This is a genomic window from Olsenella sp. HMSC062G07, from assembly GCF_001811895.1.
GTDB classification, from domain to species: domain Bacteria; phylum Actinomycetota; class Coriobacteriia; order Coriobacteriales; family Atopobiaceae; genus Olsenella_F; species Olsenella_F massiliensis.
In genome coordinates this window covers 91,231-109,991 of record NZ_KV806944.1, presented here as the reverse complement: position 1 = coordinate 109,991, position 18,761 = coordinate 91,231, and the positions used below count along the sequence as shown (strand labels likewise).

At 65.8% G+C, this 18,761-nt stretch carries 12 protein-coding genes; 3 read left to right on the top strand and 9 right to left on the bottom strand.

The genetic code is table 11. The annotated features are described in order from the left end of the window. Positions 1–148 precede the first annotated feature (148 nt). The 4 genes from HMPREF2826_RS01180 to HMPREF2826_RS01165 form a co-directional block, all read right to left on the bottom strand. Positions 149–1,207, bottom strand: coding sequence for a ribonucleotide-diphosphate reductase subunit beta (locus HMPREF2826_RS01180; protein WP_210388944.1), 1,059 nt, complete (start codon positions 1,205–1,207; stop codon positions 149–151). A gap of 86 nt (positions 1,208–1,293) precedes the next feature. Continuing rightward, positions 1,294–3,825, bottom strand: a complete 2,532-nt coding sequence (locus HMPREF2826_RS01175; protein WP_070638446.1) for a ribonucleoside-diphosphate reductase subunit alpha — start codon at positions 3,823–3,825, stop codon at positions 1,294–1,296. Between the two features lie 427 nt (positions 3,826–4,252). Next, complete coding sequence (locus HMPREF2826_RS01170; RefSeq protein WP_070638443.1) at positions 4,253–8,959, bottom strand: 2-hydroxyacyl-CoA dehydratase; 4,707 nt, start codon at positions 8,957–8,959, stop codon at positions 4,253–4,255. After that, entirely contained in the window at positions 8,952–9,668 is a 717-nt protein-coding gene (locus HMPREF2826_RS01165) for a TetR/AcrR family transcriptional regulator (protein ID WP_070638440.1), read from the bottom strand. The genes HMPREF2826_RS01170 and HMPREF2826_RS01165 overlap by 8 nt, the downstream gene beginning before the upstream one ends. A 252-nt stretch (positions 9,669–9,920) precedes the next feature. On the opposite strand from HMPREF2826_RS01165, the gene HMPREF2826_RS01160 reads away from it, so the two are divergent. Together HMPREF2826_RS01160 and HMPREF2826_RS01155 are read left to right on the top strand one after the other, a co-directional pair. Further along, positions 9,921–10,484: a TetR/AcrR family transcriptional regulator gene (locus HMPREF2826_RS01160; RefSeq protein WP_070638437.1), complete on the top strand. Its 564-nt coding sequence runs from the start codon at positions 9,921–9,923 to the stop codon at positions 10,482–10,484. 57 nt (positions 10,485–10,541) lie between these two features. Continuing rightward, complete coding sequence (locus HMPREF2826_RS01155) at positions 10,542–10,961, top strand: DUF2871 domain-containing protein (RefSeq protein ID WP_070638434.1); 420 nt, start codon at positions 10,542–10,544, stop codon at positions 10,959–10,961. Between the two features lie 95 nt (positions 10,962–11,056). Here the strand turns inward: HMPREF2826_RS01155 and HMPREF2826_RS01150 are convergent, their stop codons facing one another. The 5 genes from HMPREF2826_RS01150 to HMPREF2826_RS01130 all read right to left on the bottom strand — a co-directional run bounded on the left by HMPREF2826_RS01150 (position 11,057) and on the right by HMPREF2826_RS01130 (position 17,663). Next, positions 11,057–11,797: a DUF554 domain-containing protein gene (locus HMPREF2826_RS01150; protein ID WP_070638431.1), complete on the bottom strand. Its 741-nt coding sequence runs from the start codon at positions 11,795–11,797 to the stop codon at positions 11,057–11,059. Between the two features lie 75 nt (positions 11,798–11,872). After that, the gene (locus HMPREF2826_RS01145; protein WP_070638429.1) at positions 11,873–12,178 is read right to left on the bottom strand and encodes a GNAT family N-acetyltransferase; all 306 of its coding nucleotides are present in this window, start codon (positions 12,176–12,178) and stop codon (positions 11,873–11,875) included. A gap of 203 nt (positions 12,179–12,381) precedes the next feature. Next, positions 12,382–15,543, bottom strand: coding sequence for an SNF2-related protein (locus HMPREF2826_RS01140; RefSeq protein WP_246824632.1), 3,162 nt, complete (start codon positions 15,541–15,543; stop codon positions 12,382–12,384). Positions 15,544–15,677: 134 nt separating this feature from the next. After that, entirely contained in the window at positions 15,678–16,616 is a 939-nt protein-coding gene (locus HMPREF2826_RS01135; protein WP_070638418.1) for a DMT family transporter, read from the bottom strand. 84 nt (positions 16,617–16,700) lie between these two features. Continuing rightward, entirely contained in the window at positions 16,701–17,663 is a 963-nt protein-coding gene (locus HMPREF2826_RS01130) for an alpha/beta fold hydrolase (RefSeq protein WP_070638414.1), read from the bottom strand. A gap of 403 nt (positions 17,664–18,066) precedes the next feature. Here HMPREF2826_RS01130 and HMPREF2826_RS01125 point away from each other — a divergent pair, with 403 nt between their 5' ends. Next, positions 18,067–18,759: an iron-sulfur cluster assembly scaffold protein gene (locus HMPREF2826_RS01125; RefSeq protein WP_058271000.1), complete on the top strand. Its 693-nt coding sequence runs from the start codon at positions 18,067–18,069 to the stop codon at positions 18,757–18,759. Positions 18,760–18,761 lie beyond the last annotated feature (2 nt).

Below are 18,761 nucleotides of genomic sequence, written 5' to 3'. Positions count from 1 at the left end.
TCAAACTTATAGGCATGTCTGCCCGGCGGCCTCAGGGCAACGTCTTTTGGTGGTGCAGGCGCATCGAATCTCGCCGCATGTCGCCAGCCGCACGTTGCTAGTCGCCGCCAGCCGTCCGCCGCCAGGCGCCCGTTGCCGCGCAGTTCTCCTACAGGTCGTCCACCAGCGCCGTTGACTTGGCGTAGGCCGTGGAGCGCGCCTCAAAGAAATCCGTCTTGACCATGTTGGCGTTGGAGTACTGAGACACCCACGCCATGTCGGCGGGCTCGCTTGAGAACCCCTCGTACAACTGGCCGTATCCCAGGCTCGACCAACGCAGGTTACCCAGATAGTGGATGTAGTCGCTCACCTGCCGGCTCGTGAGGCCCGGCACGTCGTCGCCGATGACGTAGCGACCCCAGGCCACCTCCTGGCGCACGCCCTCCTCGAGCATCTCCCCGAGCGCGGTCACGTTCCTGTCCGAGAAGAGCTCGGGCTCCTCCTTCTGCAGCTCAAGGATGATGCTGCGGAACAGCCAGAGATGGGTGTTCTCGTCGCGGTTGATGTAGCGAATCTCCTGGGCGCTGCCCGGCATCTTGCCGTTGCGCGCCAGGTTGTAAAAGAACATGAAGCCGGAGTAAAAGTACACGCCCTCGAGGATGTAGTTTGCCATCATGACCTTGAGCAGGGTAAAGGGGCGCCGGTCCTCGAGGAACTCGTTGTACAGGTCGCCGATGAACTTGTTGCGGCGCAGAAGATGCTCGTCGTCCTTCCACTGGAAGAGAATTGCGTCGCGCTCCTCGGGCGAGCAGATGGTGTCGAGCATGTAGGAGTAGCTCTGGGAATGGATGGACTCCTGGAACGTCTGAATGCGCAGGCAGAGGTTGACCTCGTTGGCCGTCACGTACTCGCTGACGTTGGGGAGGTTGGCGCTCTGCAGCGAGTCGAGAAAGATCAAAAACGAGAGAATCTTGTCATACGCGACGCGCTCCTGGGCGAGCAGATGCGGATAGTCCTTGACGTCCTGGGAGAGGTTGATCTCCTCGGGAATCCAGAAGTTGTTCATGGCCTGGCGATACCAGTCGCTGACCCAAGGGTACTTCATGTTGTTGAAGTCGTTGAGGTTGGTGGTGTTGCCGCCGATCATGCGCCGGTCGAGGACGTCGGTGTCCCCGTCGGGGTTGAAGAGGGGGTTCCTCTCGAGCGGCCTCGTCATGTCAATGCCCATGTGCGTGCTCCCTTCGATGATGCCGATGACGCCCGCCCGGCGCCCTGGCCGCGCCGCCGGCTGCGGCGCCCTGCCCATACGGCCCGCTAGCTGGCGCAGCTCTCGCACTCCTCGACCTCGAGAGACTTGCTGCGCACGTAGTAGAGGCTCTTGACCCCGTCGCGCCAGGCCTCCAGATAGAGGCCGAGCACCTGGCGCATGGTGAAGTCGTTGGTGATGTAGAGGTTGACCGACTGGGCCTGGTCAACATGTCGCTGGCGCACGCCGGCGGCCCTCATGCTCCAGGTCTGGTCGATCAGGTGGGCGGGCTTGTAGTACCACCAGGTAGCCGGAGACAGCTCGGGCGCCACGCGCGGAAGCATGGAGCCCTTCTTCTCCTCGAGGAAGAAGCGGCGCATGACGGGGTCCAGGCCGGCCGTGGTGCCCGCGATGATCGAAGTCGAGCTCGTGGGGGCGACGGCCATGAGGTAGGCGTTGCGCATGCCCTGGCTGGCCACCCGCTCGCGCACGGCCTGCCATGCGGGCGAGGTGTAGCCGCGCTTGTCAAAATAGGCGCCCGTCTGCCAGTCGGAGCCCTCGAACAGCTCGTAGCTGCCCCTCTCGACCGCCAGCTTGGACGAGGCCTCGATGGCGTGACGGTTGATGCGCTCAAAGACCTCGTCGGCAAAGGCCAGATGCTCCTCGCTCTCCCACTTGATGTGGCGCTTGGCCAGCATGTGGTGATAGCCCGAGACGCCCAGGCCCACGGAACGATAGCGATGGTTGGTGATCTTGGCGTAGGGCAGCGCATAGAAGTTGAGGTCGATGACGTTGTCCAGGGCGCGGACCGCCGCCTCCACGATGGAGCCCAGGCGCTCGTCGTCCTCCACGGGAATGTGTCCCAGCGAGAGGGACGCGAGGTTGCAGACCACGAAGTCGCCCGGGCGCGTGGTGGTGACGACCACGGTGTCGCCGTCCTCGCTCTTGACCTCCTGCGAGACGGTCTCTATGGGACTCATGTTCTGCGCGATCTCGGTGCAGAGGTTCGAGCAGTAGATGACGCCCGCCTGCGGGTTGGGGTTTGCGCGGTTGACGGTGTCGCGCATGAAGGCGAAGGGCGTGCCCGTCTCGACGGCGCTCTTGATGACCAGGCGGACGACGTCCTTGACGAGGACGGTGCGCTTGGGAATGCGCGGGTCGGCCACGCACTCCAGATAGCGACGCTCCCACTCCTCGCCAAAGTAGTCCTCCAGGGCGTAGCCCTTGACGGTGAGGACATCATGCGGGCACATGAGGTTCCACTCCTGGTTGAGGTCCTGCTCGGCGAGCCGCCAGAAGAGGTCCGGATAGCACACCGCCGGGAAGACGTCGTGGGCCTTCATGCGATCGTCGCCGTTGTTGGTGCGCAGCTGGAGGAACTCGGGAAGGTCGCGATGCCAGACGTCGAGGTAGACCGCGACGGCGCCCGACCGCACGCCCAGCTGGTCCACGGCGACGGCGGTGTCGTTGATGACGCGAATCCAGCGGATGACGCCGCCGGCCGCTCCCTCAAAGCCGCGGATTGACCCGCCCTTGGCACGGACTTTTCCTAGGTACATGCCCATGCCTCCGCCATACTTGGAGACCTTGGCAAAGTTGTCCACGCTGCGATAGATGCCCTCGAGGCTGTCGGGCACGGTGTCGACGAAGCAGCTCGAAAGCTGATGGTGAGGCTTGCGGGCGTTGGCCAGGGTGGGCGTCGCCATGGTGACCTCAAGCAGGCTCAGCATGTCGTAAAAGCGGCGCACCCAGACCAGGCGGTCATGCTTCTCCCGCATGGCCAGATGCAGCGCGATGCCCAGGAACATCTCCTGCGGGCTCTCCAGGGGCACATGATGATGCGAGCAGATGACGTAACGCTTGAGGAGGAGGTCAAGCCCCGAATAGGTGAAGAGGTCGTCGCGGGTCGGGTCCATGAGGCTGGCGGCCTCGTCAATCTCGTCTTTGCTGTAGCTCTGAAGGATGTACTCGCCGTACAGCCCCAGGTCAGTAAGATGGCGCATCTTGCCGTAGAAGCTCGTGACGCCCTGCTCGCGCTCCACCTGGGCCAGGGCGCGACGATTCTGAAAGGCCAGGAGGCGCCCCGCGATGTACTCCCACCGCGGCGCGTCCTGCGTCGTGAGCTCGACGGCGGCTCGCACGAGCGCCTCAAGGCGCTCCGTGGCGCCCATGGACTGCTTGGCGAAGCCGCGCAGCTTCGCCGCGAGGGCAGAGAGCGCGTACTCGCCCTCGGAAAAGTCGCGCTCGATGCCCGAGAGGACCTCCCCCAGCTGGCGCGCGTCATCGCCGGCCATGCCGGCCTGCAGGCAGATGTCCATGCGACAGGCACGCTGCTCGCTGCGGCGATGACGGTACAGGATGTACGCCTTGGCGGCGTCGTAGTAGCCACCCTCCATGAGGGAGCGCTCGACGATGTCCTGGATGCCCTCCACCGTGGAGACGTGGCCGCCGGAGATTGCCGCCTCGACCTTCTCGAGCAGCGCACGTAGGTCTTCGTCCGCAGCCTTGGTCCCAGTCTCCACGAACGACTTCCTCATGGCCGCGACGATCTTTGCTCCGTCGTAGCCTTCCTTGCGTCCGTCACGCTTGGTAACCAGCATGTCCGCCCCATTCGCATCCTCGAGCAAATTGCTCCGCTCTTAATACATTTAGTATCCTGTGAAGTATGAGTCCACAATATGTGGTGCCCAAACGGGTTCCATGGTAACAGCTGCCCTGCGAGTATCAATTGAGAAAGTCGTTTCGTCGGCCGAAGGGCGGCGCGCCGCGCCGCCGAGCGCTTTAGGACGAGCGGATGGGAGGGCGGGTCCGGGTGGCGAAGGCGGCCGAAATCAAGCCGGATACCTGAGGGGTCCCGTTCAAAGTGTACGTTGCGAAGGGTACCTTTTACGTTTGCCCAGGATTCGTTTTTTTGCGACCCGTCCAAACGCGCACGTTACGCAAGACCCCCAGCGTATCAGGGGCAACACGCCTGCGGTCCGATTCCCGGACCGCAGGCGCGCGCTCGTTCGTGCCCGCGACGTCGCCCTATTTGACGCCGGCCTTCTGCCGGGCGCGCTCGATGGCGGCCAGCTGCTCGGGTGAAAGCCTGATGCCGTGAACGCGGGCGCCCGCCTCGCGCTCGTTGAGCTCCACGTCGCCAAAGGTGCCGTGCCGCCGCGTCTCGTCCACGTACGGCGCCACCACTTTCGTCGTAGGGTCGTTGGGGTTCACGATCTTGAACTCACCGCCCGCCCGATGGTTCTCCTTGGCGACGCTGATCATGAGCTTGATGCGGTTGAGCTGGTTGACCTCGGACGCACCGGGGTCATAGTCCACGGCGACGATGTTGCTCTCGGGATGCAGCTGCCGCAGCCGCTTGATGACGGACTTGCCCACCACATGGTTAGGCAGGCACGCAAAGGGAGAGCAGCACACGATGTTGGGCGTGCCGTGCTGGATGAGATCGGCCATCTCGGCGGTCAGAAGCCAGCCCTCGCCCATGGTGTTGCACAGCGACAGGATCTTGCTGGCCTTGTCCGCCAGCTCAAAGATGTCCTCGTATGGCTGAAAGCGCGAGGAGGCGGCGAGCATCTTGTTAAGCGGCCTCCTCATGGCGTTGACCATCTTGATGCCCGCCAAGTGCGTAAGGCGGCTGTGCGCCCTGGTGCCCAGCTCGGCGTTGGTGTTGATGGCGTTGGACATGCCAAAGAGGAAGAAGTCCACGAGGCCTGGGACGTCCGCTTCGCAGCCTTCGCCCTCGATGACCTCCACCACCTGATTGTTGGCCGTGGGATGAAACTTGACCAGGATCTCGCCCACCACGCCCACGCGCGGCTTGGAGCGGTCGTTCGTCAGGGGCAGCGCGTCAAAGCGGTCGATGGCGTCCTGGCACAGCCGATAGAAGCTCTTGCGGTCGGTGCGCGGAATCAGGGTCTTGGCGCGGCTCATCAGAGACTCAAAGAGCGCGTTGGCCGAGCCCGGCACCGTCTCGTACGGGCGCGTGCGGTACAGCAGCTGCATGATGAGGTCGCCAAAGAGCAGGGCGTAGACCGCCTTCACGATGAGTCCGGGCTTAAAGATGTTGAATCCCGGGGACGACTCGCCCAGACCGCTCGCGGCCGAGAGCGAGATCACGGGGACCTCCTCGTGCCCGGCGTCCTTGAGGGCCTTGCGGATGAGGGCGATGTAGTTGGTGGCGCGACATCCCCCGCCCGTCTGCGAGATGAGCACCGCCGTGCGCGTGAGGTCATACTCGCCCGAGAGCACCGCCTCCATAATCTGTCCCGTGACCAGAATCGACGGGTAGCAGATGTCGTTGTTCACGTACTTGAGGCCCGCGTCCACGGCGCGGTGGTCCACGGAGGGCAACAGCACGCAGTTGTACCCCTCGCTCCTGAGCAGCGCCTCCACGATGTCAAAGTGGATGGGCGCCATCTGCGGCACGAGGATGGTGTAGCCCTCCTCCTGCATGCGCTTGGTGTAGTTGTGCTTGGCAAACGCGGCGCTCTTGGCCTCGCGATACACCGGGGTCCGACGGCTGAGGTCGGTCTGGCGCGCGTGTTCCAGAGAGCCGTCGGCCAGGCGCACGCCCACGGGTGACGCCTCGGTGGCGACGCCCGCGGCCGTCTGACGCTCAAGCTCGGCGCGCTGCTCCTTGAGCGCCGCCATGAGCGAGCGCACGCGAATGCGGGCGGCGCCCAAGTTGCTCACTTCGTCGATCTTGAGCACGGTGTAGATCTTGCCGGACGCCTCGAGGATCTCCTCCACCTGGTCGGTGGTGAGGGCGTCGAGCCCGCAGCCAAAGCTCTGCAGCTGGATGAGGTCAAGGTCGTTGCGCGACGCCACAAAGCGGGCGGCGCGGTACAGGCGGCTATGGTACATCCACTGGTCCACGACGCGGATGGGGCGCTCGGGCAGCATCTTGTGCGAGACGGAGTCCTCGGTCAGCACGGCCAGGTCAAAGCCATGCAGCAGCTCGGGGATGGCATGGTTGATCTCGCCGTCGTTGTGGTAGGGCCGACCCGCGAGCACGATGCCGTGAGCGTCGTGGTCCTCGATCCACTTGAGCGTCTCGTCCCCCTTGCGGTGCATGGCCTCCTTAAAGGCAAGGTCTTCCTCCCAGGCGGCGTTGACGGCCTCGTCGATCTCCCTGCGCGTGATGGGCTCGCCTTTGAAGCGCCCCTTGCCCGCACGCGCGTCCGTGGCACGCTGGACGGCGACGACCTCGTACAGGCGCCGCTTGAGCTCCCTCTTGTCGTCGTAGGGCAGGAAGGGGTCCAGGTATTCCACGCCCGGCGCGGCGAGCTCGTCCATGTTGAGCCTGAGCGACTGGGGATAGCTCATGACGATGGGACAGTTGTAATGGTTGGTGGCCGAGTCGTCCTCCTTGCGCTCCCAGCGAATGCAGGGCATCCAGATGAAGTCAGGGTCCTTGGCCAGGAGGTTCATGACGTGGCCGTGCGAGAGCTTGGCCGGATAGCACACCGACTCGGACGGCATCGACTCGATGCCCGCCTCATAGGTGGCCTTGGTGGTCTTGTCGCTAAGAACCACCGAGAAGCCCAGCTTGGTGAAGAAGGTGTGCCAGAAGGGATAGTTCTCGTACAGGTTGAGCGCGCGCGGGATGCCCACGGTGCCACGAGGCGCCTCCTGTGCCGAGAGGCCCGCACGGTCAAAGAGCAGGCGGTTCTTGAACTCAAAGAGGTTGGGCGCCTGAGACTGCTCCTTGCGCGACTTGCCCGAACCCTTCTCGCAGCGATTGCCCGTGATGAAGCGCCGGCCACCCCCAAAGTCATTGATGGTGAGCTGACAGTTGTTGGAGCAGCGCCCGCAATGGGCGTTGGTACGCCTTACCTTGAGGCCGTCGATCTGGTCCTTGGTGAGCAGCTGCGAGAGGCCCGCGGCCCCGGCCCTGTCACGGGCGAGAAGCGCCGCCCCGTAGGCGCCCATGACGCCCGCGATGTCCGGCCGAATCACGTCGCGTCCCGTGAGCAGCTCAAAGGCGCGCAGCGTGGCGTCGCTCATGAACGTGCCGCCCTGCACGACCACGTACTTGCCGATCTCGTCGTAGTCACGCAGCTTGATGACCTTAAAGAGCGCGTTCTTGATGACCGAGTACGAGAGGCCCGCGGCGACGTCCCCGATGGTGGCGCCCTCCTTCTGAGCCTGCTTGACGCGGGAGTTCATGAACACGGTGCAGCGGCTTCCCAAATCGATGGGCTTGGAGCCCCTGACCGCCGCCTGCGCGAACTCCTGGACGGTCATGCCCATGGAGTCGGCGAAGTTGGCGATGAAGGAGCCGCAGCCCGCCGAGCAGGCCTCGTTGAGCATGATGTGCTCGATGACGCCGCCCTTGACCTGGAGGCACTTCATGTCCTGGCCGCCGATGTCCAGGATGAACTCCACGTCGGGCACGAAGGCCTTGGCGCCGCGCAGATGCGCGACCGTCTCGATCTCGCCGGAGTCGGCGCGCAGCGCCTCGATGAGGATGCCCTCGCCGTAGCCCGTGGTGGTCACGTGCCCTATGGCGCAGCCTTCGGGCAGATGGTCGTAGATGTCGTCCATGATCCTGCGGGCGGTGCCCAGGACGTCGCCGTTGTTGTTGTCGTACCAGGTGTAGAGGAGCTGGCCGTCCTCGCCCACGACGGCGGCCTTCATGGTGGTGGAGCCGGCGTCGATGCCGATGAACACGCGGCCTCGGTAGTCCTCGAGCGAACCCTTGGGCACCACCTGACCGTCGTGGCGCTCCTTGAAGCGGCGGTACTCCTCGTCGGTGGCAAAGAGCGGGTCAAGGCGGGCGACCTCCGAGCCCTGGGTGTCTTTGAGGTTGGCAAGCGCGCCGATGACCTCGCCAAAGGTCACGCGCCTGTCCGACTCGCCGGCAAGGGCCGCCCCCGTCGCCACGAAGAGATGGGCGTTCTCGGGGAGAATGCGGTGCTCCTCGTCGAGCCTGAGCGTCACGTAGAAGCGCTCGCGCAGTTCGGAGAGGTACTGAAGGGGACCGCCCAAGAAGGCCACGTAGCCGCGGATGGGGTGCCCGCAGGCGAGCCCCGACACCGTCTGGTTGGCCACGGCCTGGAAGATGGAGGCGGCCACGTCGGCGGGGGCGGCGCCCTCGTTGAGCAACGGCTGCACGTCGGACTTGGCAAAGACGCCGCAGCGTGACGCAATGGGGTAGATGTGCGTGGCCTCCTTGGCAAGCTCGTTGAGGCCCGAGGCGTCCGTCTTCATGAGCGAGGCCATCTGGTCGATGAAGGCTCCCGTGCCGCCGGCGCAGGTGCCGTTCATGCGCTGCTCGATGCCGTTGTCGAAATAGATGATCTTGGCGTCCTCGCCGCCCAGCTCGATGGCGCAGTCCGTGTTGGGGATGAGCGACTCCACGGCGCGCTTGGAGGCGATGACCTCCTGGACGAACTCAAGGCCGAGCCACTTGGCAAGCAGCATGCCGCCCGACCCCGTGATGGACACGCGCATGGGGGAATCGCCGATGACGGACTGGGCGCGCTGGAAGAGCTCCCTGGCGGTGGCGCGCACGTCAGTGTGATGGCGCTCGTAGTTGGCATAGACGAGCGTGCCGCCCTCGTCGATGACCGCCAGCTTCACCGTGGTCGATCCAACGTCGATGCCCAGGCGAAGACGCGCATGCGACAGGTCGATGGGATGGGCGGGATACAGCTCCGCCCCCAGCTGCCTGAGCGTGACGGGCCGGGCGGCGGCAACCTGCGCCCGGATGGAGTCTGCGTGGTTAGTCATTGCTCGTCTCCTTAGGATGCATCTGCAGGTGCCGAGGTATGCTGGGTATCTTGACGTCCATGGTCCGGCCGTAGAGGTCGCCGGGACGCACGAACATCAGGGTGGTCATGACGCGCGCCATCATGGCGACGGATTCGTTCATGCCGCCGGTGAGCCACCGGACGAGGACGCCCACCTCGGCCGAGATGGCAAAGGTGAGGTAGTAGTCAAAGACGGGCCCCAGCAGGTCAACGTCAAGCCCGTCGGCGGCGCGGGCAGCCACCGCCTCGCGCGCCACCCGCTGAAGACGGTTGGCGAAGGCGGGGTCTCCCCCGTCGCCCAGGAGCGCGGCAAGGTAGCGCCCGCGGTCCTTGAAGTAGCGCAGCAGCTCCTCGGCCCCGGGACAGGGCGCAAAGTCATCGAGCGCGTCCTGGAGATCGCTCAGGTGGGTGGCGGCGACGTTCGCCACGAGGCCTCGCATGTCGGCGATCGTCTCGGCCTCGATCTGGTTGACGAGGTCGGCGATGTCGCGAAAGTGCGAGTAGAACGTGCGTCGGGTGACGCCGGCGCGATCGGTGACGGCCGTGACCGTGACCTGCGAGAGGTCGCCGGTGGCTGCGATCTCGGCGGCAAGGGCGTCGCGCAGGGCCGCGCGGGTGCGCAGCGCGCGGCGATCTCGCCTGACGACGGGCGCGGGCGCAGTGGCACGGTCGGAGAAGGCAGAGCGCATTATGTGGTGACCTCCTGAGATGCGATGGGGCGCCGTCACGCGACTGGCACGTGACGGACGCCGTGACAGATCGAGACATTATTGCACAACATGAGCAGTAGTGCACAGTGTGAGAAATAATGAGGGGCGCCAAGGCCGGGACGTTCCGCAACGAGACACATGCCGCCCCCCTCAGAGACATCCCCCGCAAGATCGTTGACGCGAGGTGGCTGCTCGCCTAGTATGAACAATGTTCATACAAAGGAGGTCGCATTGAGCACCGTCGTCACGTCCAAGGAGAAGATCCTGTCCGCCAGCAAGAGGCTCGTCAAGGAGCGTGGCTGGGCGGGCGTGAGCATCCGTTCGGTGGCTGCCGCCTGCGGCATCTCGATAGGGTCGGTCTATACCTACTATGACTCCAAGACGTCGCTGGTAAGCGATACGGTCGAGAGCATCTGGCGCGAGATCTTCCATCAATCGGACGACGGCGAAGCGTTCAAGGACGTCCAATCCTGCGTGATATGGATGTACGACCGCATGAGACGCGGGAGCATGGCCTACCCGGGCTTCCTCACGCTCCATTCGGCGGGATTCATGCACGAGGCGCAGCCAGACGGCAAGCTCCGCATGCAAAAGACGTGGCTGCACATAGCGGACGGATTCAAGACGGTCATACGACACGACCCAAGCGTTCGCCCGGGCGCCTTCACGGAACGGTTCACGGTCGAGCAGTTTGCCAACGTGCTGCTCTCGTTGATGCTGTCCGCGATGCTGCGCGGCGACTATGACCCGGCGCCCGTGCTCGAAATCGTCCGCAGGACCCTGTACGCATACTGAGCGAATCCGCGTCCATCGGAAGGGACGGCGGATCTGGCGCGACCAAGGAGAGGCAGTATGAAGAGATACATGAGAAGCGCTTTGGCCTATGCCGTCGCCGCCATGGTCGGCGGCGTGTTCTACCGAGAGCTCACCAGGTACCTTGGCTTTACTTCCCAAACGACGCTGGCATTCGTGCACACTCACTACTTCATGCTGGGCATGGTGCTCTTTCTGCTGCTGGTGCCACTGGAAAGGAGCTTTGCCTTCACCTGCGCGGCGACGGGTCGCGTGCTGTGCGCATATCATGCCGGGTTGAACCTGACGGCGGCGATGCTCGTGGCCCGAGGTCTCACCCAGGTTCTGAGGACGGACCTCCCCGCCGGCATGAGCGCGGCAATCTCCGGGCTTGCCGGGGTGGGACATACCCTGCTCGGCGTGAGCCTGGTGCTCATATTGCTCCAGGTGAGAAGCGCCGTCGTGCGTGCGGAACGCTGACCGGAAAGCCCGCGTGCAGACGATCGAGCGCCACTGACTGAGGGGCGTCATCCGACATGCCCGCCTTCGTTTGAGGCGCCCCCTGGGCGAGCGGCCTACAGCAGCCCAAGGGCCGAGAAGGCCGGCACGATGAGGACGGGCATGAAGGCCGCGGGCAGCATGTTGGCGACCTTGAGGTCAGTCACCTTGAGGAGATTGGTACCAACCGCCAGCAGCAGCAACGACCCCGTGACGGCGACCTCGCCGATGATGGCGTCGGTGAGGACGCTCCCCATGAGCGCCGAGAGCACCGAGAGCGCTCCCTCGTACACCACCAGGCTCACCCCGCAGAACGGGACGCCTACGCCCATCGTCGCCGCGAGCGGAACGCACACCACCATGTCAATGACGCCCTTGGCGACGAGCGTGGAGTGATCGAGCTGGATGCCGCTCGCCAGAGAGCCCACAATGGCCATGGCGCCGGTGCAGGTGAAGAGCGTGGCGGTCACGAACCCCTGCGAGAAGTCGCCCAGCCGACCCAGGGCGGGGTGGCGTTGGGCGTCCCCTCTCCCCACCAACGCGTCGATGCGTCGTTGCGCCCAGGCTCCCAGCCGCCTTACCTGCGCGTCTATGTCCAGCCGCCATCCAACAAGACAGCCCAGCGCCATGGCAACCGTGACCACGACGACGCTTCCGCCGGTTACCATGCCCTGCACGCCCACGAGCACCACGCAGAGTCCCTGACCCTTGAGCAGGAAGTCGCCCAGCTCGTCGGAGACGCCCCGCTTGAAGAGCAGGCCGATGACGCCGCCGAGAAACGCCTCGAGGCCGTTGATGAAGGCACCCAGAACAATCATGCTCGTCTCTTTCCTGATGGGTTGGTCGCGCCCCAAGCGTCGTGAGAGGCCTCCCGCGTCATGGCGGCAACCCGGCTACGCATCGGCAACGACATCCGCCGCATCGGGGTGCTCCCCGAACCACCTCTGCGCATACGTGCAGGTAAGGCGCGCCTTGAGCCCCGCACGGCGCAGATGGCCAGCAAGCTCGGCGCAGAGCGCGGCCGCGACGCCCCGCCCCCTGCCCGCAGGCTCCACGAAGGTGTGCGTCACGTTTACGACGCCGTCGTCGTTGGGGTCGCCGACGCCGCACGGCTCGAACTCGATGCGGCCCAGCTCGACGCCATGAGCGTCCCGGCAGCGGATGACACCGTCCTCGAACGTAAAGTTCCTGTCCTGCATGCCAACCCCCACACCTCGTCCAAGTTCCGAGCGACCAAGCGACCGGCGCGCGACGTCAGCCGCGCGCATCCTTCCAGGCACGATGATAGTCCTAAAAGCCGGCCCAGAGCATATGCTGACGAGCCACGGAGCATGCGCGGGCCACGCGCTTGAGCACGTCTGCGGCGGAAAGGTACGCCCTCCCAAACGTGCGGCGCGCCCTCTCAGCCGCAGGGCGCCGCCGTCTGCTCCCCCAAAAGCTCGAGCAGGTCCTCCCTCCTGAGGCCCGCGAGCGAGAGTCCCGCGCCCTCGCCCACGACCTGGTCGGCAAGCTTGCTCTTGGACTCCTGCAGGGCCATGATCCTCTCCTCGATGGTGTCCGCGGCGATGACCTTGTACACGCTCACCGCCCGCGTCTGCCCAATGCGGTGCGCACGGTCCGTGGCCTGGTTCTGCGCCGCGGCGTTCCACCAGGGGTCGGCATGGATGACCACCGACGCCCCAACGAGGTTGAGCCCCGTTCCGCCCGCCTTGAGCGACACGAGAAACACGGGGGTCTCGTCCGCGTTGAACGCATCCACCAGCTCAACCCGCCGACGCTTGGGCGTTGACCCGTCAATCCTGAAGAAGGCGACCCCCTGCTCGACCAGACGCCCCTCAAGCAGGGTCAGATAGCTCGTGAACTGCGAAAACACCAGCACCTTCTGCTGGGCGTCGATGGCCGCCGTCACGAGCTCCATGATGGTGTCGAGCTTGCAGGACCCGCCGCGATAGTCGTCCAAAAGCAGGCGCGGATCGCAGCAGATCTGCCGCAGCCTGGTGAGCTCCGCCAGGACCTGGATCTTGTCTGCGGCAAGTCCGCCCTCGTCCCTGTTGGCGAGCGAGAGCCTGAGGGCCTGCTCGTGGGCGTGATAGAGGCGCGACTGAGCCCTGTCCATATGGGCATGCACCACCTGCTCGAGCTTGTCAGGCAGGTCCTTGAGCACGTCCGCCTTGCGGCGGCGCAGGATGAAGGGGCCCACCGCCCGCCGCAGGCGCTCCGCGACGTCCGCGTCGCCGTCGGCGATGGGCTGCTCGTAGCGGTCACGAAAGCGTTCATAGGCACCCAGGAGCCCCGGCATCAGAAAGTCAAAGATGCTCCATAGCTCCGCGAGGCGGTTCTCGACGGGCGTGCCGGTGAGGGCAAAGCGATGCCGGGCGGCGAGCGCCTTGGTGGCACGGGCCACCAGCGTCTCGTGGTTCTTGATGTACTGCGCCTCGTCGAGCGCCACCAGCCAGAGCGGCTTCTGCGACCAGCCTTTGACGTCACGACGAAGCAGGTCATAGGACGTCACGTACACCTCATGCGACTCCTGGCGAAGGCTGGCCCGCTGGGAGGCGCCTCCCGCCACCACGACGACGTCGAGCCCGGGCGCAAACTTCTCAAACTCCGCCTGCCAGTTATAGACCAGGGAGGCGGGGCAGACCACCAGGCTGGGGCCCTCGGCATGGCGCGCCTCGATGAGACCGATGAGCTGGACCGACTTTCCCAAGCCCATCTCGTCCGCCAAGATGCCGCCCATGCCCATCTCGCAGAGCGCCGAGAGCCACTGGAAGCCCTCAAGCTGATAGCCGCGCAGCCGGGGCGCAAGTTCGGCGGGCGGCAGGAAGCTGGCAAGGTCCAGCGATCGAACGTGCGCGAGATACTCCTCAAGCGAGGCGTCCCTCTGGTCGTCGTCCAGGAGGCCATCGAGCAAAAACGCCTTGTAGGCGGGAATCTGCACCTGGCCCGACGCAAGCTCGCGCGCGCCCAGGCCCAGCTCGTCCAAGAGCTCGCCAGCGCCGCCAAGGTCAAGCGTGCTCAGGTCGAGAAACGACCCGTCCCTCAGGCGATGGTAGCGCCGCCTCTGCCGACAGCTCGCAAGCAACGCCGGCAGCTCGTCGAGGGACAGGTCGTCCGTCGAGATCGTGACCTCAAGGAGCCCAGATCGCACGGCGGCGCCCACGCGCACCCGAGGGCGCGCCGTGCTCGCAAGCCGCGAGAAGGCGTCCGTGACGAGAAGCTCGCCTTTTTGCGCAAGCTCGGGGACGCCCTCAAACACCAGGCGCGCCACGTCGTCGTGCGACGAGGTCGAAAGCATCGCCTGCACCTTGCCCTTGAGCGTCCTCGTGACGGGAAAGTAGCGTCCCACGAGCTGGCGCATGGCGGCCTCGGCCAGGGCGTCGCGCGTCACGTCCATGCGCTCCCCCACCGCATGGTCGAGCACGTCAAAGCGCCTGTCTCCATAGGATGCCACGACGCTGCAGGTCACCCCAGAGCGACGGCGGTCAAGATAGAGCTGAAAGCTCGCCGGGCAAGGCTCGAGCGCCCTGAGGGCGTCAGGAAGGCGGATCTTGACGCACTCTCGCAACGGCGGGAGCGCGGCGGCAAAGGCGGGGGCGTCCTCTCGCGAGAGATGCTGGTCCTGCGACGGGCGCCACACGCTCGTCAGAAAGTCAGACGCACGCGACAATAGCGACGAGCAGCACCAGAGCTTGGTGGCTCCCAGGGCATAGAGCCGCGTCGCCGTGGCGAAGAACGTCAGTCGCGAGGCGGGGCGCAGCACGAACCCGCCCTCCCCTGCCTCGACGACGTCCAAGACGGCCTCGGGGTCTCCCTGAACGACCTCCACCGCCTGCGCGCAGCCGCCGACAGGGGCGATCGCCGGCGACGCCTCCACGGCCAGGCGGCGCCCCGCCATAAGACCCATGAGCTCGTCCGTCTCGGGGTCAGAGAGAGGAAGGCCACGGGCAGAGGACGGTCCGACGGCACCCCATGACGCGCGACGACCGAGCTCACCCGGCGCCCCCGGCCCCGGCGCGTAGGCCTGACGATTCTGCACTGCGCGCGTCAGGAAGGTGACGAGCGCACGCGCGCTCGGGTCAAACGCGCCGAGCTCGTGAGTAAACGCCAGCTTCTTGCCATACTCGACCCAGGCGCCAGCCTGCACGCTCTGGGCAAAGGCCGCGACATCCCTGATCGCATACGACCCGCGCCTTCCGGACACCCGCAGGCGCAGAAGCCTGCGCTGGGCGGACGTCAGCACCAGCATGGGCTCCAGACCTATGGCGCCGTCCTGGTCGGCCTGGTCGCGTGACGCCACGAGACGCCGACGCGAGCGCGTCCGCACCCGCTCAAGATACGCGCCCAGGGCCTGCGAGGTGCCCGCGTGACGGTGGTCCTCAAAGCCCTCGAACGACGTGGGGTTCCTGTTGTAGTCAAGGACCAGCGCGACGCAATGCTTGCACGGCCCCGGATGGCGCCCATGCGAGGGGCAGCTGCAGTCGTAGTCGACGAGCTCGTCGGCGGTCTCGTCAAGGGTGACGGAGGCAAGGTAGTGGTCGGCATAGCCGCTCGTGGAGTCCACGCGCGCAGAAACCTTGGTGAGCGCGCCTTCGAACCGTACCTCGCGCCGCCAGATACGACCGGGACGCCGCGCTATGATGCGCCCACGACTGAAGACCGCCGGCCGACATGACCTGCTCAGCGCGACCTCGGAAATCACCTGCGGCCCCTCTCGGACGAGTCGGCAACGGGGTCCGCGGATCGCTCGCGCACGCGCGGCACCATGAGCTCGCTCACCAGCACGGCAGCAAAGATGAGCGCAAAGCCCAGCACCAGGCGCGGCGTCAGGAGCTCCCCGTAGAAGATGACGCTGAACAGCACGGCGAACACGCTCTCCAGCGAGAGCAGCAGGGCCGTCTTTGAGGGGTCAACGTGACGCTGTCCCACGTTCTGGGCGAGCGTGGCAAAGATGGTGGAAAGAAACACCAGGTACAGCATTTGCCCCCAAAACGCCAACGGCAAGGCCCCAGGCGCGGGCAGGGCCTCGGCGTGCAGCGCGTAGCCCAGGCACACCAGCGACGACGTGGCCAAAGACACCACGGTGATGGTCACCGCGTCATGGGCGCTGCCCAGGCGCCCCACGAGCACGATGTTGGTGGCAAACATGAGCGCCGAGGCAAGCGTGAGCAGGTCTCCGCGCGAGAGGGAGGGGCCCAGCTCGCCGTCCATCGAGAGCAGGCCCACGCCCGCGAGCACGACCAGCGCGGCAAGCAGGTTGTTGGCCCTGGGCCGGACGTGCGTCGCCGCCCAGTTGAGAAACGGGACCATGACGCAATAGGTGGCCGTGAGAAAGGCATTGCGACCTGGCGAGATCTCGATGAGCCCAATGTTCTGGATGAGGTAGCCCACGCCCAGGGGAAGGCCGACGAGCACGCCGGCGAGCAGATGGCTGCCGTCGAGGCTCCCGGTCACGCGAGCGCGGAAGGCGACCGCGACAACCAGCGACGAGGCGGCAAAGCGCAGCGCGAGCAGCCAGCCGGGGGGCATGGCGTTGACGGCTCCCTTGAGCACCACAAAGGACCCGCCCCAGATCATGGCGGACAAGGTGATGGCAAGCTCGTAGGCCCACACGGGGATGTTGGAAAAACATCTCATGAGGAACAGCTTACCACCCTCGGCGCGGCGTGCCGTGCGCGCCGTCGCGCGGGCCGCCCCGTGCGGCGCGCGCTTCCGGGACCGTCAGGTCCCGTGCGGCATGTGCGCCATGAGCCAGGAGACGACGTCGTCATAGACTCGCCCTCGATCCGCCTCGTTGAGGATCTCGTGACGCATGTGCTCGTAGATGGTGCACGTGACGTCCGTTGACCCCGCGTCGCGCGCCAGCTGGGCCGCCGCCCGCACGCCCGCGCCGTTGCCTCCCACCGGGTCGCCGTCGCCGGCGATGTAGAGCAGCGGCAGATCGTGGGGAACCTTGGCCGCGCAGGAGGCACTGCAGGCCTCGCCTGCGAGGGCACCCACCGTCGCATAGCCGCCCACCGAAAACGTGAAGCCGCAGGCCTCGTCGGCAATGTAGCGATCGACGTTGTCCCGGTCGTACGAGAGCCAGTCGAGGTCCGTCCGTCGGTCGGCGATGGCCTTGGCATAGGCGCCGACGCCCAGGGAGTCCACGAACGCGGAGCGATGGTCCTCGCCGCGCACGAGGGCGACGGCCCTGCAGATGCCGCGGGTGGCGCGCGCCAGGCCTGCGGTGACCGTGCCCGTTCCGCACATGACGGCGCCGGCCAGGCCCTCCCCCTGCCGCGAGATGTAACAGCGCGTGATGAAGCTGCCTAGGGAGTGACCAAAGACGAAGCGCGGGAGCTCGGGCGACACGCGCTCGTCCATGCTGGCCCTGAGCTTGGCAACGTCACCAATGAGCAGCTCGCCGCCGTTTGCAAGCGGCAGGCAGCCCCAGCGGGACGGGTCGCACGACCTGCCGTGGCCCAGCTGGTCGTGCCCGGCCACGACAAAGCCATGCCCGCAGAGATGACGGGCAAATTCGTCATAGCGCGAGATGTGCTCGGCCATGCCATGCACGAGCAGCACGACGCCGCGGGGCGTCTCTTTCACATCGAGCGCCGGCCACCAGATGGTGGCGTGGATGACGCTTGAGCCGTCCGTTGACGAAAACTCGACGTTCTCGGTGCAACCCATGCCCGACATGGCAATGCTCCCTCCCGTGGCCTACCGACAAGAAGTATGTCCTTGTGGCGCCCTGCGCCGCCCGCCCGATCTGTGGCCGCCACCCCCCAGCAGGCAGATGGCGCTCTCGGCGGACGATCGCCCCTCTCCCATGTGGGGGTCAGCGCAGGGCAGGGATGGTCATCCGTCGCGGCGGCCTGCCGCCCGTCGCAGTGACCGCCCGCCGCAGTGACCGACTGCCGCCCGTCTCGCCCTCGCCCGTCGCGGCAACCGACTGCCTTGGTGAGCGGAAACTTGTCTCTCGCCCCGGCCCGACCGCCCTTTGTGCCGTAAAATGGGGGTGCTGCGCAGATGCGCCGGCAACACCGAAGACGTGCGCCTGCGGAATGGGACCGCGGCGCCCAACGTGGTGGAGAGGAGAATCATGCAGTATTCCGCAGAAGTGGAACGGATGTGCCCGGTGGCCAAGGGCGCATACCACGGACCTGCGCCCATTCCCGAGGAGGGAAAGTGGGTCCAGGCCAAGGAGATCTCTGACATCTCCGGCTACACGCATGGAGTGGGCTGGTGCGCTCCCCAGCAGGGCGCCTGCAAGCTCAGCCTCAACGTGAAGGAGGGTGTGATCGAGGAGTGCCTGGTGGAGACCATCGGCTGCTCGGGCATGACGCACTCCGCCGCCATGGCCGCCGAGATCCTCCCCGGCAAGACCATCCTCGAGGCGCTCAACACCGACCTCGTCTGCGACGCCATCAACGTGGCCATGCGCGAGCTCTTCCTCCAGATCGTCTACGGTCGCACCCAGACGGCCTTCTCTGAGGACGGGCTGCCCGTGGGCACCGGCCTTGACGACCTTGGCAAGGGCCTGCGCTCCATGGTGGGCACCACCTACGGCACCAAGGAGAAGGGCGCCCGCTACCTGGAGCTCACGCAGGGCTACATCACCCACCTGGCCCTTAACGCACAGAACGAGATCATTGGCTTTGAGTACCTCAACCTGGGCAAGTTCACTGACGCCATCAAGAAGGGCGTCGATCCCAAGCAGGCCGTTGACGACGCCATGGGCCGCTATGGCCAGTGGGACAACCCCGCCAAGGTCATCGACCCGCGCCAAGAGTAGAA

Bases quoted from the DNA above. Each gene is read 5' to 3' on its own strand.
- HMPREF2826_RS01155 (WP_070638434.1), top strand. From the start codon at position 10,542: ATGAAGAGATACATGAGAAGCGCTTTGGCCTATGCCGTCGCCGCCATG.
- HMPREF2826_RS01145 (WP_070638429.1), bottom strand. From the start codon at position 12,178: ATGCAGGACAGGAACTTTACGTTCGAGGACGGTGTCATCCGCTGCCGG.
- HMPREF2826_RS01130 (WP_070638414.1), bottom strand. From the start codon at position 17,663: ATGTCGGGCATGGGTTGCACCGAGAACGTCGAGTTTTCGTCAACGGAC.
- HMPREF2826_RS01125 (WP_058271000.1), top strand. From the start codon at position 18,067: ATGCAGTATTCCGCAGAAGTGGAACGGATGTGCCCGGTGGCCAAGGGC.
- HMPREF2826_RS01170 (WP_070638443.1), bottom strand. From the start codon at position 8,959: ATGACTAACCACGCAGACTCCATCCGGGCGCAGGTTGCCGCCGCCCGG.
- HMPREF2826_RS01135 (WP_070638418.1), bottom strand. From the start codon at position 16,616: ATGAGATGTTTTTCCAACATCCCCGTGTGGGCCTACGAGCTTGCCATC.
- HMPREF2826_RS01180 (WP_210388944.1), bottom strand. From the start codon at position 1,207: ATGGGCATTGACATGACGAGGCCGCTCGAGAGGAACCCCCTCTTCAAC.
- HMPREF2826_RS01150 (WP_070638431.1), bottom strand. From the start codon at position 11,797: ATGATTGTTCTGGGTGCCTTCATCAACGGCCTCGAGGCGTTTCTCGGC.
- HMPREF2826_RS01175 (WP_070638446.1), bottom strand. From the start codon at position 3,825: ATGCTGGTTACCAAGCGTGACGGACGCAAGGAAGGCTACGACGGAGCA.
- HMPREF2826_RS01165 (WP_070638440.1), bottom strand. From the start codon at position 9,668: ATGCGCTCTGCCTTCTCCGACCGTGCCACTGCGCCCGCGCCCGTCGTC.